Origin of the sequence: Streptomyces camponoticapitis (assembly GCF_014646115.1) — a bacterium.
In the GTDB taxonomy this organism is placed as follows: domain Bacteria; phylum Actinomycetota; class Actinomycetes; order Streptomycetales; family Streptomycetaceae; genus Streptomyces; species Streptomyces camponoticapitis.
In genome coordinates, this window is the sequence record NZ_BMMV01000006.1 from 292550 (window position 1) to 316954 (window position 24405).

General features: G+C 71.1%; 12 protein-coding genes. 1 reads left to right on the forward strand and 11 read right to left on the reverse strand.

Annotated elements, in window-relative coordinates:
- Window positions 1-52 precede the first annotated feature (52 nt).
- The 3 genes from IEY79_RS12080 to IEY79_RS12090 all read right to left on the reverse strand — a co-directional run bounded on the left by IEY79_RS12080 (window position 53) and on the right by IEY79_RS12090 (window position 2514).
- The gene (locus IEY79_RS12080; RefSeq protein WP_229700817.1) at window positions 53-586 is read right to left on the reverse strand and encodes a GNAT family N-acetyltransferase; all 534 of its coding nucleotides are present in this window, start codon (window positions 584-586) and stop codon (window positions 53-55) included.
- A gap of 85 nt (window positions 587-671) precedes the next feature.
- Window positions 672-2276 carry an amidohydrolase gene (locus IEY79_RS12085; RefSeq protein WP_189107408.1) on the reverse strand — a complete coding sequence of 535 codons (1605 nt, stop codon included), beginning with the start codon at window positions 2274-2276 and terminating at the stop codon, window positions 672-674.
- Window positions 2277-2301: 25 nt separating this feature from the next.
- A complete protein-coding gene (locus IEY79_RS12090; protein ID WP_189107409.1) occupies window positions 2302-2514 on the reverse strand; it encodes an MbtH family protein in 213 nt (70 codons plus the stop codon).
- A 108-nt stretch (window positions 2515-2622) separates the two neighbouring features.
- Between IEY79_RS12090 and IEY79_RS12095 the strand changes: the two genes are divergently transcribed.
- Window positions 2623-3720, forward strand: coding sequence for an alpha/beta hydrolase-fold protein (locus IEY79_RS12095; RefSeq protein ID WP_189107410.1), 1098 nt, complete (start codon window positions 2623-2625; stop codon window positions 3718-3720).
- 92 nt (window positions 3721-3812) lie between these two features.
- Here IEY79_RS12095 and IEY79_RS12100 read toward each other — a convergent pair whose 3' ends face one another.
- The 8 genes from IEY79_RS12100 to IEY79_RS12135 all read right to left on the reverse strand — a co-directional run bounded on the left by IEY79_RS12100 (window position 3813) and on the right by IEY79_RS12135 (window position 24155).
- Window positions 3813-5435, reverse strand: a complete 1623-nt coding sequence (locus IEY79_RS12100) for an ABC transporter ATP-binding protein (protein WP_229700834.1) — start codon at window positions 5433-5435, stop codon at window positions 3813-3815.
- A 64-nt stretch (window positions 5436-5499) separates the two neighbouring features.
- The gene (locus IEY79_RS12105) at window positions 5500-16503 is read right to left on the reverse strand and encodes a non-ribosomal peptide synthetase (RefSeq protein WP_189107412.1); all 11004 of its coding nucleotides are present in this window, start codon (window positions 16501-16503) and stop codon (window positions 5500-5502) included.
- Between the two features lie 71 nt (window positions 16504-16574).
- Window positions 16575-18377, reverse strand: a complete 1803-nt coding sequence (locus tag IEY79_RS12110) for an ABC transporter ATP-binding protein (protein WP_189107413.1) — start codon at window positions 18375-18377, stop codon at window positions 16575-16577.
- Between the two features lie 64 nt (window positions 18378-18441).
- Window positions 18442-19494 carry an iron-siderophore ABC transporter substrate-binding protein gene (locus IEY79_RS12115; RefSeq protein ID WP_189107414.1) on the reverse strand — a complete coding sequence of 351 codons (1053 nt, stop codon included), beginning with the start codon at window positions 19492-19494 and terminating at the stop codon, window positions 18442-18444.
- Between the two features lie 185 nt (window positions 19495-19679).
- Complete coding sequence (locus tag IEY79_RS12120; protein ID WP_373292521.1) at window positions 19680-20540, reverse strand: ABC transporter ATP-binding protein; 861 nt, start codon at window positions 20538-20540, stop codon at window positions 19680-19682.
- A 34-nt stretch (window positions 20541-20574) separates the two neighbouring features.
- Window positions 20575-21705: a FecCD family ABC transporter permease gene (locus IEY79_RS12125; RefSeq protein WP_189107415.1), complete on the reverse strand. Its 1131-nt coding sequence runs from the start codon at window positions 21703-21705 to the stop codon at window positions 20575-20577.
- Window positions 21702-22760, reverse strand: coding sequence for a FecCD family ABC transporter permease (locus IEY79_RS12130; protein ID WP_189107416.1), 1059 nt, complete (start codon window positions 22758-22760; stop codon window positions 21702-21704). The genes IEY79_RS12125 and IEY79_RS12130 overlap by 4 nt, the downstream gene beginning before the upstream one ends.
- Window positions 22761-22814: 54 nt before the next feature.
- Window positions 22815-24155 carry a lysine N(6)-hydroxylase/L-ornithine N(5)-oxygenase family protein gene (locus IEY79_RS12135; RefSeq protein WP_189107417.1) on the reverse strand — a complete coding sequence of 447 codons (1341 nt, stop codon included), beginning with the start codon at window positions 24153-24155 and terminating at the stop codon, window positions 22815-22817.
- Window positions 24156-24405: the final 250 nt, after the last annotated feature.

Consider the following 24405-nt stretch of genomic DNA (forward strand, 5'->3'; position numbering starts at 1 on the left):
GAGTTGGGCGGCCAGCGCCCCCGGGACCCGGCCCCGGGGGCGAGTGGAGAGATCAGAGGACCTTCGCGAGGATCCGCGCGTCGCGCCGGGGGTCCAGCGACTCGGCCCACGACGCGGGCGCCAGAAGCGCCGTCGTGGGCGCGAAGCCGTACCGGAGGAAGAGGCCGCCACCGCCGGTCGTCGCCGTGTAGAGCGCGCCGAGCGACCGGGCGCGGGCCACGGCCAGCACGGCGCGCAGAAGCGCGCCCCCCACTCCGTGTCCCTGCCGCTGCCCGGCCACGCAGAAGTTGTACAGAACGCCCACCGCTCCGCGACCGCCTTCCCCGAGACCCGCCGGGTGCACCCGCAGGCCCGCGCACCCGTCGAGCGGGCCCCCGGGCCGGCCTTGCGTCACCAGGAAGTCCGCGGCGTGGGTGGCGTAGAGCGAGGCGGGCCGCTCCCTCAACGCCCCCGAACGCACGAAGGGTTGGGACAGCTCGGCGAGTGCGGCCGCGTCCTCCGGGCGTGCGGAGCGTACGGGGGGCGCCGGCGCGAGGGGCGCGTACGGCGCATGCGGCAGCGGGGCGGGCGGCGTAGCCGTGATCAAGGCTTTCCTTCCTCGGTTCCACGATCGGAGAAACGGCTTGATGCCGTGCCACTCCGACAAACGAAATAAGGTTAGCCTTACCTTACTAACGAGTCCAGCGCGGGGAGGCCGGGTCCGGGGCCGTCTTCTCCGCCGGACTGCCGTCGACGTACGTCGCCACCACCTCGATGTCGCCGATTCGCGAGGTGTCGACGCGCCTGGGGTCGTCCCCGAGCACCACCAGATCGGCGGACTTGCCCGGGGTGAGACTACCCACCCGCTCCTCCCAGTGGCACGCGTAGGCACCGGCGACCGTGTAGGCGTGCAGGGCCTCGTCGACGGTGATGCCCTCGTCCGGGCCGATCAACCGGCCCGACTCGGAGGCGCGTTCGACCATGAACTGCACGGCTCGCAGCGGGGACCCGTCCGTGACGGGCCGGTCGGAGCTGCCGACGAGGGGGACGCCGTGGTCCAGGAACGCCCTGCCCCGGTAGAGCCACGGGGCCCGTCGCTCGCCCATGATCGCCGCGTAGTCGTCGCCGAAGTGGCGGAGGAAGTTGGGCTGGACGACGGCGCTGACGCCGAGCCGCGCGAAGCGTGGAAGCTGGTCGGGACGGATCAGTCCCGCGTGTTCGATACGGTGCCGGGCGCCGGGGCGCGGCCGTAGGCGCTGGGCCCGTTCCAGGGCGTCCAGGGCGAGTTGGGCCGCCCGGTCGCCGATGGCGTGGACGGCGAGCTGCCACCCGGCGAGATGGCCGTCCACGATCGTCCCGGCGAGCACGTCCGGGTCGTCCTGCAACTGGCCGCTGTGGTCGAGTCCTTCGTACGGCGCGCTGAGCGCGGCGGTCCGCGCCATCATCCCGCCGTCCGTGTAGATCTTCAGCGCGCCCACGGAGAGCCGGCCGTCGCCGAACCCGGTACGCAGGCCGAGGTCGAGCGCCCGGGGAATGCCGTCGGCCTCGTGCCCGGCCGCCGTGCGCAGCCGCTCGGCAGCCACCATGAGCTGCACCCGCAGCGGCAACAGACCTTGCTCGCGGGCGAGTTGGTAGGCGCCCAGCTCCACGGGACTGTGGCCGAAGAGAGTGCCGCCGATGCCGGCCTCGGCGCAGGCCGTGATCCCCTCGGCCAGACAGGTCCGGCCCGCGCGCCCGATCGCCTCGGCCAACTCCCCCTGGGAGTAGGGCGGCCGCAGGGCGCGGGCCGCGCCCATGGCGCCCTCGGCGAGGAAGCCGTTCTCGTGCGGAAGACCGGCGGGAAGGAGGCCGAGGACGGCGGAGTTGACGACGCAGCCGTGCCCGGAGTCGTGCAGCAGGAAGACCTTGTGCCCGTGGCTGACCGTGTCCAGTTCGGCGGCGGTCAGATGACGGCCCAGGGCCCGTTGGTCGTATCCCGCGACACTCACCCAGCCGCCGGGCGAGCCCTCCCGGGCGACGGCCTCCGCCACGACGGCGAGCACGTCGTCGATCCGTGTGAGGCCGGCGATGCTCGGGGTGTTCTCCTGGAGCCCCGCCCAGGCCAGATGGACATGGGCGTCGACGAAGCCGGGCAGCACGGTGGCGCCCTGAAGGTCGATCACCTCGCGGGCCGGCAGAGAGGTCACGGCCTCGTCCAGACCCACGATCCGGCCCCGCCAGATGCCCAGGTCGTGGGCGACGGGGTGGTCCGGATCCATGGTGAGGAAGCGGGCGTTCGTCAGTCTGGTGCTGAGCATGCCTGGCGTGCCCCTCTCCGAGAGGTCAGCCGTCCGTCGACGCCGCGAGGGACCGGGGACGCAGATCGGTCCAGTGGGTCTCGATGAACTCCAGGCACGCGTCACGGGAGTTCTCGCCCAGGACGGTCCTCCACCCCCCGGGCACCTCGGCGAACGACGGCCAGAGCGAGTGCTGCCCCTCGTCGTTCACCAGGACCAGGAAACGGCCTTCGGGGTCGTCGAAGGGGTTGGTGCTCATGTCTCAGTGCCTCCTAGGGTCCAGCAGAAGGGAGTCTAACGTTAGGTTAGGCTCGCCTAATTCCAGGGGAGCCTAACGTTTCCCCCTCCCTCTCACAAGGAGACGTCCATGCGCCTGGCGGCCGACGAGGACAACGCCTTCGTGGCTTTCGGACTGTCCGGCGAGCCGGGCACCGACGAGTTCTGGGCGGCGGCTCGTACGCCCGTGCCGGTGCCCGCCGACGACGGCGGCTGGCTGACCTTGTTCCTGTGGCGCGGATCTCCCGCGAGCATAGTCTTCGAGAGCTGGTCGGAGCCGGTTCCCCTGCGCAGATGGCGCGAGACGGACTGCTGGTACGCCGAGGTGCCCATGCCCGCACGGCTGCGGGTGACCTACCAACTCCTCGTGGGAGACGCCGCGTACGCCGACCCGTTCAACCCGGACGGCGCCGGCGGTGACCGGTCCCTGGCCGCGACTCCGGACAGCCCTCCTCAGCCGCACTGGCCGGCCGTCGGCGGCGATGACGTGCTCCCGCTCCCCCGCACCCGGCTCCGCTGGAGCAGCGAACGGCTCGGCGGACGGCGCACGGTACGGGTCCACCCGGTGGGCGGCGGTGGGCCGGTGGTCCTTCTGCTCGACGGGGACGACTGGCTGTATCTGCACCCGGCCATGGCCGCCTTCGACTCGGCCGTCGCCAGTGGCGAGATGCCCCCCGCCACCCTTGTCTTCCTGCCGGCCAAGGACAGGGAGGCCGAGTTCGGCTGCCGGCCCGAGCTGTGGGAGGCGGTACGGGACGAACTGCTGCCGCTGGTCGCGGAGACCGGCGTACCGGCCGGCCGGGAGGGGCTGGTGGTCGCCGGGCAGAGCCTCGGCGGGCTGAGCGCGATGTACGCGGCGCTGGAGTTCCCGGACCTGGTCTCCCGCATCGCCTGCCAGTCCCCTTCCTTCTGGTGGACGCCGGACGCCAGGGCTCTGCCGGACCCCTTGGGCGGCCCGGTCGGCGGCACCGTCGCGGCGCGTCTGCGGGAGGGCCCCGACCTGTCCGGTCTGCGGTGCGCGTTCGACGTGGGGGAACACGAGACGGGGATGCTGCCCCACTGCTCACTGACCGAGACCCTGGTCGAAGAGGCCGGTGCGACCGTGCGGGTCTCCAGGTCGCCGTCGGGACACGACCGGGTGGGCTGGCGGCACGCGCTGGTCAGGGATGTGGCCTGGGCGCTCGGCTGAGCCCAGGGGCTGTCCCGTCGTCGTGCGCCCGACGGGGATGACAGGACAGCCCGGGACACCGCTTCGCGAAGTCCCGGGCCGCTATCGGCCGTTCACCGCGCCACGGCCAGGCAGTAGTCCTCGTCCGTGGCGAGGAGGTTCCGGTGCGTGTCCTCGGCGGTGATTGTCCCGTCGTCCAGGACAAGCACACGGTCGGCGGCGTCCAGCAGCGCCGGGCTGCTGGTCAGCACGACGGTGGTGCGGCCCCGGCGCAGCTTCGCGACGTTGCGCGCGATGAGCTGCTCGGTGACAGCGTCCACGGCCGTCGTCGGATCGTGCAGGACCAGCACGTCGCTGTCGGTGGCCAGGGCGCGGGCCAGGGAGAGCCGTTGGCGCTGCCCGCCGGAGAGGTTCGCGCCGCGGTCGCGGACGCCGTAGTCCAGGCCGTCGCGGTGCAGTGCCACCACGTCGGTCAGCATGGACGCCTCGACGGCCTCGGGGACCATCGGGCTGGTGCCCGACGGGTCGATGTTCGTACGGAGCGTGCCCGCGAAGATCTCCGCGTCGTACGGGTTCACCAGCATGTGCGCGCGGACGGCCTCGACCGACAGGTCCGTGATGGCCCGGCCGCCGACCCGTACCGTTCCCTCGTACGCGTCCGGCGGGACGTTGACCGCGAGGATCGACGCGAGGTCCGCGGCGGCGCGCGGCTGGTAGACGGCGATCGCCACGAACTCGCCCGCCGGCACCCGGAACTTGAGCTGACGCAGGGTCCCGTACCGTACGCAGTCGATCTCCAGGTCCCCGCCCGGGGCCGGGCGCTCCGCCCCCGGGGCCGTCACCGGCGGCGCGGACAGCACCAGCGCCATGCGCTCGGCCGACGCGCGCGCCATCATCACGTACTTCGGCATCTCCGAGAAGAGTTTGAGCGGTTCGATGATGAACTGCGCGAGGCCCACGGCCATGACGAGTTCCCCGATGGTGATCCGACCGCCGAACGCCAGCCAGCCCGCCGTCAGGGTCACCGCCCCGGCGAGGACCGCGTTGAGGGCCAGCGCGGTGCCCGCGTACACGCCGTTCACCCTTGCGACGGTGACCGCCTGACGCTTCGCGTCCGAGCTGACCCCGCGGTACGAGAGGAACGCCGCGTGGTTGCCGCCGAAGCCGTGCAGCGGGCGCAGTCCGGTGATCAGGTCGGCGACCTTCGCGCCCGCCCGCGCGACCCGGGCCTGCTGTTCCTGCGTACTGGCGCCGATGCGCCGTGACATCACGGCCAGGATCGACAGGATCGCGACGGTCCCCGCGATCACCAGCAGACCGAGCCGGATGTCGGCCAGGCCCAGCGCCACCGCCGCGACGAGCACCGCGACCAGGGAGCTGATCAGCAGCGGCACCACCTCGATGATGTCGGCGGTCTGGTCGGCGTCCTCGGTGGCGATGGTCAGCACCTCGCCGGACTTCAGGTCGACGTCCCTGGCCACCGGCTGGAGTCCGCACTCCGCCACCCGTACCCGCCAGCGGTGCGCCTCGGTCGTGTTGGCCTTCTGCAGGGTGCGCATGCCGAAGCGCCACGACAGCGACACGGTCGTGATGATCACGGCCAGCGCGGCGATCGACAGACCGAGCGCCCGGGGGCTCCGGTCCTGCATCGTGTGCTCGACGATCAGGCCGAGCGCGATGGGGAAGGCGGTCTCCCCCGCCTGGTACAGGCCCATGAGGACGGTGCCGCGGGTCATGGCTCCGACGTTGCGGCGCAGCGCGGTGCGGAGGATGTCGGCCCCGGGGCGGGGCCGCTGGGTGTCAGCTGTTTTCTTCAAGGTGGCGGGCAATCGCTTCCGGGGTTCGCAGGGTCAGCAGATCACGGATCGTGACCACAGGTCCGTACTCGCGGCGGAGCAGCCCGATCAGCCGCACCGCCAGCATGGAGTGCCCGCCGAGGGACACGAAGTCGCTCTCCGCGCTCACCTCGTCGTCGTCCAGGTCCAGTGCCTCGGCGAAGAACTCGCACACCGTGGTCTCGGTCTCGGTCTCCGGGCCGCGCTCGCGGGCCGTAGTCAGCGCGCCGAGCGGTCTGGCCTCCGGCAACGCCTTCGTGTCAGCCTTCCCGTTCACCGTCAGCGGGATGCCGTCGACCTGGGCGTAGTGCGTCGGGCGCAGGAAGTCCGGAAGCACGGCGCCGACTTCGCCGGCGACCTCCGCAAGGTCGGAGCCGTCCAGCACGAGATACGCGGCCAGCCGGTAGGCGCCGTCGACCTGGGGGTCGGGCTGGGCGACAGCGGCGGCGAACCGTACGGCCGGGTGCGCCGCGAACGCGGCCTCGACCTCGCCCAGTTCGACCCGGTGCCCCCGGATCTTGACCTGCTGGTCGGTGCGGCCCAGATACGTCAGGTTCCCGTCGGGCCGCCGGAGTACGAGGTCGCCGGTGCGGTACATGCGCTCGCCGGGTTCGCCGAACGGGCAGGCGACGAAGCGGTGCGCGGTCTGGGCGGGCTGTCCGAGATAGCCCCGCGCGATGCCGATGCCCGACACGTACAGCTCACCGGGGACTCCGTCCGGCAGGGGACGCAGCCACGGGTCCAGCACGTACACCTCGGTGTTGTCGATCGCCACCCCCACCACCGGGTCCTGGCACTCGAAGGTGCCGACGCCGAGGGTGTTGATGGTGTACTCGGTGGGTCCGTACAGGTTGTAGCCGGCCGTTCCCCCGGTGTCGGCGAGCCGCTGCCAGAGCGTCGGGGTGACGGCCTCGCCGCCGAGCAGCACCAGCGCCGGACGCCGGTCCGGGTTGTCGAGCAGCCCCTCGGCGACCAGTTGCTGCGCGTAGGTCGGGGTCACGTTGACGACGTCGATGCCGTGCGCGAGGCAGTACTCGACGAGACGGGGCGCGTCACGGCGCAGTTCCTCGTCGCAGATGTGCACCTCGTGGCCGTCGGCGAGCCACAGCAGCTCCTCCCACGACATGTCGAACGCGAAGGACACGGTGTGCGCGATCCGGAAGGTCCGGTGGCCGTGTTCCGCGAGGACGGGCTCGAAGATACGGCGCTGATGGTTGATCAGCATGTTGGTGAGCCCGGCGTATTCGGTCACCACGCCCTTGGGTTTGCCCGTCGATCCTGAGGTGTAGATCGTGTACACGGGGTGCCGCAGACGGTCCGGGTCGTCCGGTGCGAACGTCGTGTACGGCTCCGCCTCGGGCAGCGGGCGGTCCAGTTCGATCAGGTCGCCGGTGAGCCGGGGCGACACTCCGCTCACGGTGAGGGTCACGTCCGGGCGGGCGTCCGCGACGATCGCGGCGATCCGCTCGTCCGGGTGGTCCAGCTCCAGCGGCACATAGGCCGCGCCGACACGCAGTACGGCGAACAGCGCCACGATCGAGTCGAGCGAGCGCGGGATCGCGAGAGCCACGGTCGTCTCGGGGCCGATGCCCCGCCGGGCCAGTACGCCCGCGAGCGCACGGCTGCGGTCCCGGAGCCCCGCGAAGGTCATGGTGGAGCCCTGGGCGACGAGCGCGACCCGCCCCGGATCGCGGTCCGCCGCGAGGTCGAACCGGTCGACGACGGTGTCCGTGCCCACGTCCGTGCGCCCGGCGGGCCGGGGCTCGCGCCCGACCCCCCGCAGAGCGCCCACCGGACCGGTCGACCGGGCCAGGTCGTCGAGCACGCGCAGATAGTCGTCCAGGAGACGGCGGGCGTTGCCGGTGTCGCCGTCGCGGTGCTCCAGCTTGACCGTGAGCCGGTCGCCGGGGGTGACGACCCAGGTGAACGGGTAGTGCGTGGAGTCGTCGGCCTTCACCGACTCGATGCCGTGCCGGGCGTTCATCGCGGCGAAGGCGTCCATGTCCAGGAAGTTCTGGAGGACGAACAGATTGTCGAACAGGGTGTCGTGCCCGCTGGCCCGCTGGATCTCACCGAGTCCCAGATGCTCGTGCTCCATCGCCTCGACCCTGGCCGTCTGCACGGCCGCCAGGTAGTCGCGGACCGAGTCGTCCGGCCGTGCCCTCGTCCACATGGGCACGGTGTTGAGGAGCACGCCGACGATGTCGGACAGCCCCTCGCCCTCGCGGCCCGAGACGGTCACACCGAACACGGCGTCGGCGCGGCCCGTGTGCGCGCCGAGGAGAAGGCCGAAGGCACCGGTCAGCACCGAGTTCAGCGTGACGCCGTGCGCCTTTGCCGCGTCCCGGAGCCGGTCGGAGAGTTCGGCGGAGAGCGTACGCGTGAGCGCGTCCGGCAGGTCGTCCGAGAGGGACGGTGCCACACCGGCCAGCAGCGTCGGGCCGGGGAGGCCCGCCAGGTGCTCCGCCCAGAAGCGTTCCGATACGGCGGCGTCCTTGGCATCGAGGGCCCGGGCGTACTCCTCGAAGCTCGGCGTGGCCGGGGAGGCGTCCAGCGGCTCGCCCGCGACGACGGCCTCGTAGGCGTCGAACAGGTCCCGCAGCAGGATCTCGCGGGACCAGCCGTCCCACAGCAGCAGGTGGTAGCTCAGGAGCAGGCCGTCCCGCTCGCCGGGCAGCCGCACCACGGTCAGCCGGATCAGCGGCGGCTCGCCGGGGTCGAATCCCGTGTCCCGGTCCTTCTCGCGCACCGCGTCGACTTCGGCGTCCGTGGACAGCTGGACGGTGCGGACCGCGGCCCGGCGGCCGGCCCTGAGGATCTGGACAGGGTTGCCGTCGTCGTCGGTGGTGAAGCCGGCGCCCACGACCGGATGCCGCGCGATCACGTACGCCATGGCCTCGGCCAGCGCGTCGGAGTCCAGTCGCCGGTCGAAGGTGAAGTAGCTCTGCGCGACGTAGTGGCCGGCCTGGCCGGCCATCTGGGCCTGGAAGAACAGGCCCCGCTGGAGGGGGGTGACAGGCGCCGTGCGCTCGGCCGTCGCGGCGGCGTCGGCGACGTGCTCCAGCGCGCTCAGCCAGTGCCCGGTGATCTCGTCGGGGATGCCGTCGGTGAGGGTGAAGGCCGCGTGCAGGGACCCGGTGGTCTCGTCGGTCCAGGCGTTGACCTCGACGGCGTACGGGCTGCCCTGATCGCCGGGAGTGAGGTGCGGGGCCGCCGACTCGCCGCCCCGGCCGAGGTAGTTGAAGAGCACCTGCGGGCGGGAGTTGAGCAGCGGGGCCGTCTGCGGGTTGAGGTACCTGAGTTGGCCGTACGCCACATGTCCGCGCTCGTCGGGCTGGCGCTCGGCGACCTCGCGTGCCGCCGCGACCGGGTCGGTGTGCGCCGTGAGCCGTACGGGCGCGATGGACGTGAACCAGCCGACCGTACGGCTGTAGTCGTGGTGGTCGAGAGCGGGGACCCGGCCGTGCCGCTCCAGTTCGATCGCGAGATCGGTGGGCGCCGGCTGGATGTGTGTCAGCGCGGTACGCAGGGCGCCGCACAGCAACTCGGTGAGACCCACGCCGAGCGCCGAGGGCGCCGTACGGGTCACGAGGTCGCTCACAGCGGGCGGCAGTACGACGGTGGTCTCGCGCGGACTCCCGACCTCGGTCAGCAGCGCGGGGGCGTCGAGTGTGCTGATCCAGTGGCCGAGACCGTCGATCTCCTGGACCGACCGTGATGCCAGTGCTTCGGCGTACTCGGCGTACGAGGTGGTGGGCGGCGCGAGTTCCCTCCCGCTCATCGCGGTGGCCAGGTCGTCGAGGAGGACCAGCCAGGAGACGGAGTCGACCGCGGTGTGGTGGACGGTGACCACCAGGGTGCGGCTCGCCTCCAGCCACGAGAACGCGACGACGTCACCGGCCTCGGGGTCGAGCCGTCCGGCGGCTTCGTCGGCCGCGGCCGACGCGTCGGTGGTGTCCGCACGCAGGACGGTGACCTCGCGGGCGGGTTCGGTGCGCGGTGCCCACACACCGTGCTCGACACGCAGCCGGAGGCGGAGTACGGGGTGCGCCGCGACGACGGCGTTCGCGGCGCGCCGCGCGTCGGCGAAGCCGGTGCCCGGCGCCGCGACCAGCGTTCTGGCCTGGGCGAACCGGTCGAGGGATCCGCCCAGTTCGCGCTGGCGCAGGAAGATCGGTGTCGGTGTGAACGGGCCGTCCTCCCGGCGGGCGGGCGCGGGCGCCTCGGCCCGCGGTGCGCGCGTGGCCAGATGTCCGGCGAGGGCGCGCGGGGTCCGGAAGAGGAACACGTCACGGGGCGCGATCGGCAGGCCGAGAGCCCTCGCCCGGTTGATCACGGTGATGGCGACGATGCTGTCGCCCCCGGCCATGAAGAAGTCGGTGTCCGCGTCGACGGCGGTGCCGGGAAGCGCGCCGGGCAGCGTGTCGGCGAAGATGCCGACCAGAGCGGCGAGCGCGGAATCGGTCGGCGCCGGAGATGTGCCGTCCTGGGCCGGGGATCCGGTCAGGGCAGGCGTCCGGGCCTGGGGCCGCGCCGGGGCTTGCGCGGCGCGCTCGGCCAGGGCCTTACGGTCCAGTTTGCCGTTGACCGTCAGCGGCAGGGCGTCGACGGTCAGCACCCGGCCGGGCAGCATGTGCGCGGGCAGTTTCGTGGCCAGCAGACCGGCGGTATCGCCGGGCACCCGGCCCACCACGTGCGCGACGAGATGGTCGCCGCTGTCCGCGACGGTGACGGCCACATCGACCACACCGTCCAATTCCCTTACGGCGGACTCCACTTCACCCAGCTCGATTCGGAAGCCCTTGAGCTGCACCTGGTCGTCGGCGCGGCCGGTGAACTCCAGCTCGCCGTCCAGCGTGCGGCGGGCGAGGTCGCCCGTGTGGTACATCCGGGAGCCGTCGTCCGCGAACGGGTTCGCCACGAACCGGCCCGCGGTGAGGCCGGGCCTGCCCAGATAGCCGAGCGACACCTGGTCCCCGGCGACGTAGATGGCGCCCACCCGGCCCGGCGGCACCGGCCGCAACCACTCGTCCAGCAGATGGGTGACCAGCCCGGGGATCGGGCCGCCGATCGGGCTGACGTCGTCGCCGGGGCCGAAGTCCTCGTCGGTCAGGACCCGGTGGGTGACATGGACGGTGGTCTCGGTGATGCCGTACATGTTGACCAGCTCAGGCGAGCCGGTGCCGTGCCGCTCGACCCAGCCGCGCAGCCTGCCGGGGTCCAGTGCCTCGCCTCCGAAGATGATCCGGCGCAGGGCCGTGACCGGTTCGTCCGCGTGCCGGTCGGCCTCGATGAACTGGTAGAAGGCCGAAGGTGTCTGGTTGAGCACGGTCACCCCGCGCTCGCGGACCAGCCGGTGGAAGTCGACCGGGGAGCGGGTCAGCCCGTACTCCGGCACGAGCAGTTCGGCGCCGTGCGCCAGCGCGCCCCACAGCTCCCAGACAGCGAAGTCGAAGGAGAAGGAGTGGAACTGCACCCATACGTCGCGCGGGCCGAAGTCCATGTCCGGCCGGGTGTTCGCGAGCAGCGACACCACGCTGGAGTGCGGGACGACAACACCCTTGGGCCTGCCGGTCGATCCGGACGTGTAGATCACGTACGCGGGGTCGTGCCGGCCGGCCGGCGCTGACGCGGGCGGGCCGGTCTCGGCGCCGCTCGGCGGTGCCTCCCCCGGCTCCTCCCCGCGCACGAGTACGCGGGCGGGCACACCCGCGCGGGCGAGCAGGCCGGTGAAGCGGTCCCGCTGTTCGCGGTCGACGAGAACGACCTGCGGAGCGGCGTCGGCGAGGATGTACTCCAGCCGTTCGTCCGGGTACGCCAGGTCGAGCGGTACGTACGCGCCGCCCGCGGTGACGACGGCGACCAGCGCGACGACCTGCTCGACGGAGCGCGGGACGGCGACGGCGACCCGCTTGCCCGGGCCGACGCCCTCCGCACGCAGGACCGAGGCCAACTCGTCCTTGGCGTCTGACAGTTCGCCGTAGGTCAGGGAGCGCGTACCGCCGTCCAGGGCGCACTGGGTGACGGCGGTGGCGGCCGGGTCACGGTCCGCGGCGGCGTCGAAGAGCCCGCCGAGGGTCGTCGGGGTGAGCGGCGCGGGGAGCCGCCGGGTCCCGGATGCCGCCTCGGTGACAAGGGCGTCCGGCCGGCCGAGCAGGCCGGTGAGGGTCCGGGTGAACGTCCGCAGGATCGCCCGGGCGCCCCTCTCCCGCAGCAGTTCACCGTCGTAGATCAGATTGAAGCGCGGGCGTCCGTCGCCCGTGCGCTCCACGACCAGGGTCAACGGGTAGTGCGGGGCGCCCTCGTTGACGATGGCGGTGATGCCCAGCCCGTCTCCGGGGCCGCGCAGCGCGTCCACGTCGGTCGCGACGTCGAACACCACGAGGGTGTCGAACAGGGCGCCGACGCCTGCCTGTCGGCCGATCCGCGCCAGTGAGACGTGCTGGTGCGGCAGGACCGCGCTCTGGTGCTCCCGGACGGCGGCGAGCAGGTCGCGTCCCGTGTCGGCGGCTGTCCAGCGGGCGCGTACGGGAATCGTGTTGATGAACAGTCCGACCATGTCCCCGATGCCGGGCACTTCCGCGTCCCGCCCGGACACCGTGGAGCCGAACACGACGTCCCTGGTTTCCAGAATGCCGCCCAGCGTCACCGCCCAGGCGCTGTGCACGGCCGCGCTCAGCGGTACGCCGGCGGACCGGACGGCCGCGTCGATGTCGTCGCCGTCCGCGCCGGGGACCACGGCCGTGTCGGCGAACCGGTCGGACGGGGTGTGCCCCTCGGCGACCAGGGACGGGCCGGGCAGCCCGGCGAGCTCCTCGCGCCACACCCGGTCGCTCTCGTCCTCGTCACGACCGGCGAGCCAGCTCAGATAGTCGGAGAAGCCGCCGAGCGGGTGGACGGTGCCCGGCGCGTCGTACTCGGCCAGCAGCGCGCGCAGCATCGGCGGTACCGACCAGCCGTCGGCGATGATGTGGTGCACGGTCTGCACCAGGACGTCACGGCCGGCGCCGGCGCGGATGAGCGTGTAGCGCATCAGCGGCCCGGTGGCCAGGTCGAATCCGGCGAGGCGGTCCCGTTCGGCGTGGTCGCGGATTTCGTCCTCGGTGATACCGGGGCGGTCCAGCGTGGTGAAGGGCGCTTCCACACCGCTCTCCAGGACGGAGACCACGCGGCCGTCGGCGAGCGCGGTGAACCGTGCGGCCAGGTTGGGGAAGAGGGTGAGCAGACGGGTGGCGGCCGCCGCGAGCCTGTCGGCGTCCACGTCGCCGTCCAGCGTGAGCAGTTGCTGCTCGACATAGCTGCCCGTCGAGTCGTCGTCGAAGACCGAGTGGAAGTACAGGCCCTCCTGCAACGGGGTCAGCGGCAGGATGTCCCGCAGCGCCGGGCCGTCGAGGTCGTCGACATCGGCCTGGGTGAGCGGCACCAGGGGGAAGTCGCTGGGTGAGTGGCCGCCCTCGTCGAGTGCGGCGAGCCCGGTGAGGGCGCCCCGGAAGTACTCGCCGAGGGCCGAGACGGACTCGTCGGGGAACATTCCGTCGGGCCAGGAGACGGTGGTGACCAGCTCGTACTCGCCGGTGGCGGACGGTTCGGCGATCGCGTTGAACTCCAGGGCGCGCGGCAGGCGCATCCTCGGGTCGCGCTTCTCGCCCAACTGCCCTGTCGTGCGGGCCAGTTGCCAGTCCCCGGAGGCTCCGGCGTCGAAGCGGCCGAGGTAGTTGAAGAGCACCTGCGGCGCGGGCGCGTCGAACTCGGACCGGGCCAGATACCGCAGCGCGCCGTAGGAGACGCCGTTGTCCGGTACGTGGGCGAGGTCCTCCTTGACCGCCTTGAGCGCGGCGGCCAGATAGCCGGGCGCGGTGAAGTCGTCCGCCGTGCCGGGGTCGACGGTCACCGGGAAGAGGGTGGTGAACCAGCCCACGGTGCGCGAGAGTTCCGGCTCGAAGCCCGCGGATCCCGCGACGAACCGCCCCTCACGGCCGTGGCCTTCGAGTTCGATGTGCGCGTAGCTCTGGTCCTGCCCGAGATCGCGGCGCCACCGGGCGAGGGCGACGGCGAGGGCGGTCAACAGGACGTCGTTGACGCCCGCGTGGAACTTCGCGGGGATCTCCCCCAGCAGCGCGGCCGTGACCTCGGGTCCGGCCGTGACCGTCCTCGTACGCTCACGGGCGACGGTGTCGTCCCCGGACAGCGCCCGCGTGCTCAGCGGTCCGTCGGCTCCCGGCAGGGGACGCCGGAAGTAGGAGCTGTCCGCGTCGAAGGCGGCGCGCTCCAGCAGCTGGGTCCAGCGGCGGAACGAGGTGCCGACGGGGGGCAGTTCCACCCGCGCGCCGGAGCTGAACTGGCGCCAGGCGGTGGCGAGGTCGTCCATCAGGATCCGCCAGGAGACGCCGTCGACCACCACGTGGTGGACGGCGACGACCAGTTGCCGCGCCTCGCGGCGCCAGACCGCGCGCAGCATCACGCCGTTGTCCGGGGCGAGCCCGTCGGTGGCGAGTGCGACGCACTCGTCGAGCGGGAGGCCGCTCTCCTGCCATCCGGTGACGCCCTGGCCGGTCTCCTCGGCCGCCTGCGGGATGTCGAAGCTCCAGCTGTCGCCACGTACCAGCTTGGCGCGCAGCATGTCGTGACGTGCCACGACGGCGGCGAGGATCGTGTCGAGTGCTTCCGGGGTCAGGTCCGCCGGTGCGTTCAGCACCACGGACTGGACGAAGCCGTCGATCGCGTCCGTGGTCTCGCCGAGCCACTGCACGACGGGCGATCCCACGACGGGGCCGGTCGGAGTGTCGCGGTGGTCCACGGTGGTGACGTCCTCGCGGCTCGCGACCGCCGCCAGCGCCCGTACGTTGCTGTGGGCGAAGATCTGCCGGGCCGTGACGTAGAGGCCCGCCTCGCGCAGCGCGCTCAGCAGCGAGATCGCCAGAATGCTGTCTCCGCCGAGCTGGAAGAAGTCCTGGTCGACTCCGACCTCTTCGAGCCGCAGCAGCCCCGCGACCGCCTCGCACACCACGCGCTCGTCCTCGGTGGCGGGCGGGACGACCGCGCCCGTACCGATCACGGGCTCGGGCAGCGCGTTCCGGTCGAGCTTGCCGTTCGCGGTGAGCGGGAACTCCTTCATGACGACCGTGTGGGCGGGCACCATGTACTCGACCATGTGCTCGGTGGCCCATGCCTTGACCTGCTCGGCCCGCAGATCCTCGCTCCCGGCGGCCGGGATCACGTATCCCACCAGATAGGTGCCGCCGGCCGCGTTCTTCTTCGCGACGACGCAGGTGTGCCGTACGGCGGGGTGTTCCGCCAGACCGGCCTCGACGTCCTCGATCTCCAGCCGCATGCCGCGGATCTTGATCTGGTTGTCGGCCCGGCCGAGGAAGTCCAGCGAACCGTCGGGGGCGTACCGGGCGAGGTCGCCGGTGCGGTACAGCCGGGAGCCGTCGCCGGCGAACGGATTGGCCACGAACCGGGACGCCGTCAGACCGGGCGCGTTGACGTAACCGCGTCCCAGGAGGAAGCCTCCCGCGTACAGTTCGCCGCCGACCCCGACGGGGACCGGGCGCAGTTCGTCGTCGAGCACGTACAGCTGGGTGTTGGGGTTGGCCTTGCCGATCGATGTCGACAGGCGTTCCGCCTCGCCCCGGTAGATGACGTGCGAGACACCGATCGTCGTCTCGGCCGGGCCGTAGCCGTGGTAGAGGGGGATGTCGAGCTTGGTGCGGAAGCGCTCGTAGAGCTCCGGGGTCAGTACCTCACCGCCGCACCACACATGGCGCAGGCTGTCGAGGCGCCCGGAGTCGCCGGCCATCTCCAGCAGGACGTCCAGCATGGACGACACGAGGTAGGTGAAGGTGACGCGCTGTTCGGCGATCACGCTCAGCAGGTGGTGCGGGTCGCGTTCGCCGCCGGGGCGCAGGACGACGAGCCTGCCGCCGGACACCAGGGGCAGGAAGATCTCGTTGATGGAGATGTCGAAGGACAACGGGGCCTTGAACAGGGACGCGTCGTCGTGGCCGAAGCCGAGGATCTCGTTGATCTGCCACAGCAGGCGCTCGCTGATCGCCTCGTGCCGGATCATCGCGCCCTTGGGGCGGCCGGTCGAACCGGAGGTGAAGATCACATACGCCAGGGCCGCGCCGGACACGGATATTCCGGTGCCATCGGCGGGGTAGGACCCGTACTTCCAGGCGTCGAGGTCGACGGCCTCTGCCTCCGGCTCTCCGGAACCGGGCTCGCCCGTGGCGTCGAGTTGCAGTACGACCCGGGCGTCCTCGACAACGACGGCCCGGCGCGCGGCGGGCCACTGCGGATCGAGCGGGACGAAGGCGCAGCCCGCCTGGAGCACGGCGAGCAGCCCGATCACCATCTCGGCGGAGCGGCCCAGGGAGATGCCGACGACCTGTTCGGCGGTGAGCCCGCGTTCGATCAGACGGTGGGCCAACTGGCTTGAGAGCTCGGCTGTCTGACGGTATGTCAGGGATCGGTTGTCGTCCACGACGGCGACGGCGTCCGGCCTGGTACGCGCCTGCTCGCGGAACATCTCCACGATGGTGGGGCGGTGCCGGTCGGCGGTGGTGTCGTTCCACTCGGTCAGGGCCTGAATCCGCGCCGCCGCGCCGGACGGGGTGATGGTGCCGAGGGGCCGGTCGGGGAAGTCGGCGAGGTCGTCCAGGGCGAGTTGCGCGTCGGCCGGCGTGACACCGTCGGGAACGGCGACGGTCCAGGCACCCGTGCCGTCCGGGCCGGTCCTCCAACCGCCGGGCGCGGCGCCGCCGTTGTCCACCCGGCCGAGGACATCGGCGAACAGCGTGCCGGGGGTGAGGTCCATACCGTCGGGGCTTCCGCCCGTCGCCCAGTACGACAGGCCGACGGCGCACGCTTCGGCGATGGTCCGGTCGGAGTAGTCACCGGCCCGTCGGCGTACGTCGGCCAGATTCGCGGCGGAGAGCAGTACGAGACGAGCGCTCGGTTCCATCATCGAAGACTCAGCATCCCTTCCAGACATGAAAGTTAGCCTAACCTAACTTAGGCTCGCCTAATCAAGGCGGCCTAGCTACCTTCTCGCCACGCCCGCCACAGTCGTGCGTACCGGCCTCCCAGGGCCACCAGTTCGTCGTGGGTGCCACGCTCCACCACGCGCCCCGCGTCCAGCACCGCGATACTGTCCGCCGCCATCGCCTGGGTCAGCCGGTGCGCGACGAAGAGCGTGGTGCGGCCCGAACAGGCGGCCAGGACCGCCCGTTCCAGCTCGGCGGCGCCCTCGCTGCCCGCCTCGGCGGTCGACTCGTCGAGGACCACCACCGGCGACCGGCTCAACACCAGCCGGGCCAGGGCGATCTGGGCGACCTTGGTGACGTCCAGGCGTTCGCCGCCCTCGCCGACAAGGGTGTGCAGCCCCTCGGGCAGCCCGTCGACCCAGGCTCCGGCACCGACCGTCCGCAACGCGTCGACGAGTTGGGCATCGGTCGCCTCCGGCGCGGCGAGCCGCAGGTCGTCGGCGAGCGGACCGGAGAACACATGTGTCTCCTGCGTCAAAATGCTCACCAGGGCGCGGGAGCCCGCCTCGTCCAGAGAGGCGAGATCGTGGGACCCGATGCGCACCGACCCCGCCTGCGGGGTCCCGATACCGGCGATCAGCGCGGCCAGGGTGGACTTGCCGGCGCCGGTCGCCCCCACCAGGGCGAGCGAACCGCCCGCCGGAATCGTCAGGCTGACGTCCCGCAGGACCGGCTCGTCGGTGTCGGGATAACTGAACGTCAGCCCCTCCACCGTCACCGGATACGGCGCGGACCGGGCGGAGGCGACCGAACGGTCACCCACCAGCCGGTCCTCCGTGTCCTCCGCCAGCACCCCGACCAGCCGGGTCAGGCTCGCGCCCGACTTCTGCGCCTCGTCGAAGGTGAACATGATGGCGCCCAGCGGGGTGAAGAGCCGGTGGAACATCAGGGGGGCCGCCGACACCTCGCCCAGACTGGCGGCGTCCGCCTCCAGCAGGGCGTACCCCACGACGAGGATCAGGACGAGCCCGATGAACTCGGCGCGGTTCTCCCTGCCGACGAATCGGCCGAAGAACCGGAACACCTCGATACCGAGATCGCGCACCCGCCAGGACTCACGGGTCACGGTCTCGCGGACGGACTCCTCAAGGCGGTACGCCCGTACGGTGTCGATCCCGTTCAGTCCGCTGATCAGCGCCTGCGCGCGGTCGGCCTGGGCCACCCGCTGTTTCCGGTAGAGGGGGGCGGACCGCGGGAGATACCAGCGCAGGGCGAGCGCGTACGCGGGCAGGGCGCCGGCGCCCGCCAGGCCGAGCCGCCAGTCCAGTCCGAACATGCCGACGGTGGCGATGAAGACGAGCACGCCCGCCGAGAACACGGTGGGGATGGCCGTCCGGATGCCTCTGGAAAGCACGGCCACGTCGTCGCCGACGCGGGACAACACATCGCCCCTGCCCACCTGTTCGACCCGTGCGCTGGGCATTCCCAGGACCGCCCGGACCGCGTGTTCCCGCAGCCGTGCGAGCAGATCCGCGCCCAGCCGGCCGATCAGATAGGTCGATGCGGCGGTGGCCGCCGCGCCGAGCAGCGCGGCGGCACCCATCAGTACTCCGACGGTGACCAGGACCGAGCGGGATTCGCCTTCGACCACCGCGTCGACCACCCGGCCGAGCAGCAGCACCGGAAGCACCTGGAGCGCCGCGCCCGCCACCGTCGTGAGGACGGTGGCGAGCGTCAGCCATGGCGTTTCGCGGCAGTGCGCCACGACCCACCGGGTGGCCTCGCCTCCGCTCGCCGTACGCAGTGTCGCCGTACTCGGTGTCTCCGGGGCGACGGGGGTGCCGGTGGCGCTCACCCGGCGACCGGGCCGGACGGCGAAAGGGACAGGGACCGGGACAGGTTGACCACCGTCGTCATCTCTACTTGACCGACTTGACGAGCTCGTCGATCGCGTACGGCAGGGAGAGCAGGGTGCCCTGGGACATGGCGGCGCCGATCGCGGGGCCTTCACTGTCCAGCAGGTACGACACCTTCTTCTCCTTGACCGCGGGCAGGTTGGCGAACAGCTCGGACTTGTTCAACGCCTCCGTGTCCGCCTTGTCGTTGACCACGAAGATGCGGTCGACATCGATGAGATCGACGCGCTCGGGCGAGAGCTCGGTCGAGAAGTCGCCGCCGGCGATGTCGTCGATCTTGGTCTGGTACTTGAACCCGGAGCCCGTCACCAGCTGTCCGCGTACATCGGTGGAGGTGAAGGGGTAGATCGCGTTCTCGTACCAGGAGATGACGACCGCGGTCTGGTCGGCGAACTCGGGGTACGCCTTCTTGGTCGCGTCGAGCTTCTCCTGGATGCCCTGGACCAGTTCGGTGCCCTCGTCCTCCTTGCCGAGCGCCTTGGCGATGTGGACCGCGTTGTCCTGCCAGGGGGCGCTGAAGGGCTCCTTCTCGGCCTTCGTACGGCCCACGGTCGGGGCGATCTTGGAGAGCTTGTCGTAGGCGGCCTGGTCGATCTCGGAGTAGACCGCGATGATCAGGTCCGGGCGCAGGGCGGCGATCTTCTCGTAGTTCGGGCCCGAGTCACCGTTCTTCATGATGACTTCGGGGCGGGCGTCGCCCCACTTGTCCTTCACCCAGGGCCACTGGGTGTTGATGTCGGGGGACTTGCCCGCCGGGTTCGGGTACTGGTCGACCATGCCGACCGGCTTGATACCGAACGCCAGGATGGCCTGGTCGTCGGTGTAGCCGACGGAGACGACCCGCTTCGGGGCCTTGGTGACCTCCGTGGATCCGAACGCGTGCTCCACGGTGACCGGGAAAGCGCCGGAAGCGGCGGCGGGGGCGTCGTCGCTCGTCTTGTCCGCCGAGTCGTCGGAACCACATCCCGCGAGGAGGCCGACACCGAGCGCCGCGGCGGACAGTGTCGCCGCCAGTCGCCGCCACGGCGTCACGAGCGTCGTTCTATGGAGAAGCATCCGGAGTCCCTTTGCATTCGCGCTACCCGCTGCACCCTTGTCTTAGGGCAGCCAAACCTTAACCTGCGTTGGTGAGGTTAGCCTAGCCTAACCAAAGAATTCTCTTTACCTCGCCTTGGGTTGCCCCGGGGGACGCCAACGCCGGCCGGATCCACGGCGGTTCGGCCCGAGCCGAATGACCGGCCTCAGACGTGCGTGCGGCCCAGCGGCACGATGATCGGGCTGTCGCCCACCGGCGCGTCGATCACCTGGGCCCGCAGCCCGAACGCCTCGTGCAGCAGCTCGGCGGTGATCACGTCACGCGGGTGCCCCTGCGCGAGGATCGCCCCCTCCCGCATCACGACGAGGTTGTCGCTGTAACGCGTCGCCAGATTGAGATCGTGCAGCACCATGACCACGGTGCGCCCCGACTCGTGCAGATCGTCCACCAGGTCCAGCACGTCGATCGCGTGCGCCAGATCCAGATAGGTGGTCGGCTCGTCCAGCAGCAGCAGATCGGTGCCCTGGGCCAGCGTCATCGATATCCAGACACGCTGGCGTTGCCCGCCCGACAGCGAGTCGACCGGACGCTCGGCCAGATCGGCCACCCCGGTCATGGCCAGCGCGTGCTCGACGACATCGGCGTCGTCCGACGACCACTGCCGCAGCCAACTCTGGTGCGGATGGCGCCCCCTGGCGACCAGGTCGGCCACCGTCAGCCCCTCGGGCGCGACCGGCGCCTGCGGAAGCAGACCCAGCTTCTTCGCCACGTCCCTGGTCCTGAGCCGGGCGATGTCCTCGCCGTCCAGCACGACCGTCCCGCTGGCCGGCCTGAGCAGCCGGGTCAGGGTGCGCAACAGGGTCGACTTGCCACAGCCGTTGGGGCCGATGATCGTGGTGATCACTCCGGGCGGGATCGTCACGTCGAGACCGTCGATGACGGTCCGGCCGCCGTACCCGACCGTGACACCTCTGGCTGCCAGCCGTACGACCTCGTCGGCGCCGGAGCCGATCCCGGAGCCGGCCTCCGACCCGGTCTCTGTCTCGGTGATGTACTGAGCAGCCACAAGCCCCCCTTATTAGGTTTGCCTAACCTTTTTATCATCTATCTGTCTGTCTGAGGTTCGCCCTCACGAGCAGATAGACGAGGAAGGGTCCGCCGATCGCGGCGGTGACCACACCGACGGGGAGCGTGATCGGCAGCGCCGCACGCGCGACCAGGTCCGCGCCGATCAGCAGCAACGCGCCCACCAGGCCGGAGGCCATCAACGGCGGTGTCGGGCTTCGCATCAGACGCATCGCCACCTGCGGCGCCACCAGCGCGACGAACGCGACCGGGCCCGCCACGCTCACGCCCACCGCGGCCAGCAGAACGGCGCACAGCAGCAGAACCGCCCGTACGACCGTGTACCGCACCCCCAGTCCCGCGGCGACCTCGTCGCCGAGGTGCATCGGCTTGAACTGGAAAGCGGCGGCCGCGACGACCGCCATGAGGACGAGCGTGCACCAGAGCGCCACCCGCACGTCGTCCCACGACCGGTTGTCGAGCGAGCCGACCAGCCACACCTGGGCCCGCGCGACATCCCTGATGTCGGCCTTGACCAGCAGCCAGGTGGTGATCGCCTGCATCACCGCGCTCACCGAGATGCCGATGAGGATGAGGCGGAAGCCGTCGATCCCGCGCCGCCACGCCAGGAAGTAGACCAGAAGTCCCGTACCGAGGCCGCCCCCGAGCGCCGCCGCGGACAAGCCCACGGAGCTGACGACCGCCTCGGTCGTACCGCTCGACACCGTCACCAGGAACACCGCGACCGCGCCGGCGCCCCAGGTGATCCCCAGAATGTCCGGGCTGGCCAGCGGATTGCGCGCGACGGACTGCGTGATCGCCCCGGACACCCCCAGCGCGATCCCGACGACGAGGCCGGCGAGAGCACGCGGCAAGCGCAGATCCATGATCACGAACTCGTCGACCTGTTCACCCCGGCCGAGGATCGTGGCGATCACCCGGGAGAGGCCGATGGGGAAGTCGCCGACGCCGATGGACACGCAGAAGACCAGGAAGGCCGCCCCCGCGAGCAGCAGCGTGACCAGCACCATCCAGGGGCGCCACACGAACGACATCCGGCCCAGGCGCGCGCCCTGAGCCACCGACCGCCTCGCGTGCCGTACGTCGGTCCCGATGTCTTCCGGGCCGCCGGTCCGGGCGCCGGTCCCCGTTTCCGTCCCGCTCATGAGCTCTTGAACTTTCCACGCCACACGAGGCCCGCGAAGAACGGGGCGCCGAGGAGGGCGACGACGACGCCCGAGTCCAACTCGCCCGGCCGCACCACCAATCGCCCCACGGTGTCACTGACAAGAAGGATCAGGGCGCCGAGCACACCCGCGTACGGCACCAGCCAGCGGTAGTCCGGCCCGGTGAGATAGCGCGCCACGTGGGCCACCATGAGCCCGAGAAACGCGATGGGCCCGCACGCCGCCGTCGCCGCGCCCGCCAGCAGTGTGATGGCGACGATGCCGACGGTCCGGCTCAGCGCGATGTTCACACCCAGCCCGCGCGCCACGTCGTCACCGAGGTTGAGCAGGTTGAGAGCGGGCAGCGTGGTCAGCGCCAGCACCAGCCCGACCACGATGAACGCGGTCACCGGCCAGATGACGCCGAATCCCACACCGGACACGGAACCCGAGTTCCAGAACCGCAGCGCGTTCAGCGACTTCTGGTAGGAGAGGGAGATCGCCGTGGTCATCGCCGCGAGGAACACCGTGACCCCCTGCCCCGCCAGCGCGAGCGTCAGCGGGTTGCCGGCCCCTCTGCCGATGCTCGAAAGACCGAACACGACGACACCGGCGACACCGGCCCCCAGGAAGGCGAACCAGACGTACTGGAAGGGGTCGGTGAGCCCGAACAGGGCGATCGCCGTGACGACGGCGAACGAGGCGCCGGCGTTCACCCCGAGCAGGCCCGTGTCGGCGATCGGGTTACGGGTGTACCCCTGGATCAGCGCCCCGCCGACCCCCAGGGCGATGCCCGCCACGATCGCGAGCACGGTCCGCGGCACCCGCACGGTGTGCACGATCAGTCTGATCTCGGTGAGCCGCTGGTCGGATTCCGGCGCCGCGAACAGCCCGTGCCACACCTCGGTGGGGCTCAGCGCGCGGGCACCGACGGCCAGCGAGACCACCCCCACGACCAGGAGGATCACCACCAACGTGCCCAGCCCCAGGGCCCGGTGCCGACGGGCCTCTGTTCTCATCTTGGGTATGGGGCGCCCAACCGCAGTCGTGCTCATGTCGCCGTACGTTATCCCTTTGATCTACGAGGAGAGCTTGCCCGGTCGGGCCTCTCAGGCCCCACGAGCGGGCTGGCGGGCGGCGCCCGGGGCGGACTTGGCCGCGCGGTCGAGCAGCGAGTCCAGGATCTCACCGACCCGGATCGCGGTGTTCGACAGCAGGGACGACGTGATGCCGTGCGTGTGCTCCGTACCGCCCTGGAGATAGATGCCGCAGCTCAGACCGAGATCCGTCGCGACGCGGTAGTCGCGCTCGACACGGACACGGCCCTCGTCGTCCCTCAGGCATCGGTCCGCGACCTCGCCGAGAAGACCGACGGGGTCGGCGGGGCCGTAACCGGTGGCGAACACCACGACGTCGGCGTCCAGGAAGGTCTCCTCGCCCGTGACGAGGGACTTCACCGTGGCACGTGCCCTGTCCCCCGTCTCCTTCACGTCGACCAGCCGGGAGACGTTGATGAAGCGCAGCCGCTCCGTGCCGAGGACCTTCTCCCGGTACATCTGCCGGTAGAGGTCGTCGATCAAGTCGATGTCCACCACGGAGTAGTTGGTGTTCCCGTGGTAGTCCATGAGCCGGCCCTTGACGTCCTCGGGAGCCGCGAAGTACTGGTCGACGGCCTCGGGGTCGAAGATCCGGTTGGCGAACGCGCTGTCGTCGGCCGGGCTGTAGCCGTAGCGCGAGAAGACGGCGCAGATCTCGGCCTCGGGGAAGCGGCGGTGCAGGTAGGCGACATTCTCGGCGGCGCTCTGACCGGCGCCGACGACGACGAAGCGGGAGGGCGAGGAGCCCTCCAACTCGTCCACCCGCTTGAGCAGTTCGGAGTTGTGCCAGACGCGCTCGCCGCGCTCTACGCCCTCGGGCATCCGGGGACGCAGCCCGGTGCCGATGACGAGGTTGCGGGCGCGGTGGACCGCGAGCCCCTCGCCCGACCGGACGGTGACGTCCAGATACTCCGTGGCCCCGTCACGGACCACGGGCGTGACGCCGACGACCTCGTGGCCGTAGGAGGCCGAGTCGTCCACCTTGGCGGCGGCCCACTCGAAGTAGTCGTGGAACTCGACCCGCAGCGGGAAGAGGTTCTTGTGGTTGATGAAGTCGATCAAGCGCCCCTTGCTCTGCAGGTAGCAGAGGAAGCTGAACTCACTGGTCGGGTTCCTGAGCGTCACCAGGTCCTTGAGGAAGGACACCTGCATGGTCGCGTCGTCGATCAGCATCCCCCGGTGCCAGCCGAAGCGCGGCTGCTGCTCGAAGAAGTGAGCGGTGACCGGCTCCTGCCTGCCGACGCGTGCGTTGTGCTCGCTGACCGCGATCGACATCGCCACATTGGACGGCCCGAAGCCGATGCCTATGAGGTCGTAGACCGGTGCTGCGTCGCCAGGAAGAACCTGTGACATGTCACTCCCATTCATACGGGGGAAGCCGCCTGTCAGGCGTGGGGGTACGTGAGAACACACAGAAGGTGGGCACGCCGAGGAAGCGATCCCACCCTGAACTTAGGTGAGCCTAAGCTAATCCCGCACGGCTGTCGAGTGGGGCACCGGGCGTCGGCGCCCGCCGACTGGGCCGCCGGGCAGGCCAGTTGCACACTAAGGTAAGCCTTGCTTAACTACCTTCGGTCATTCCCTGCTCTGAGGAGGAACCCCC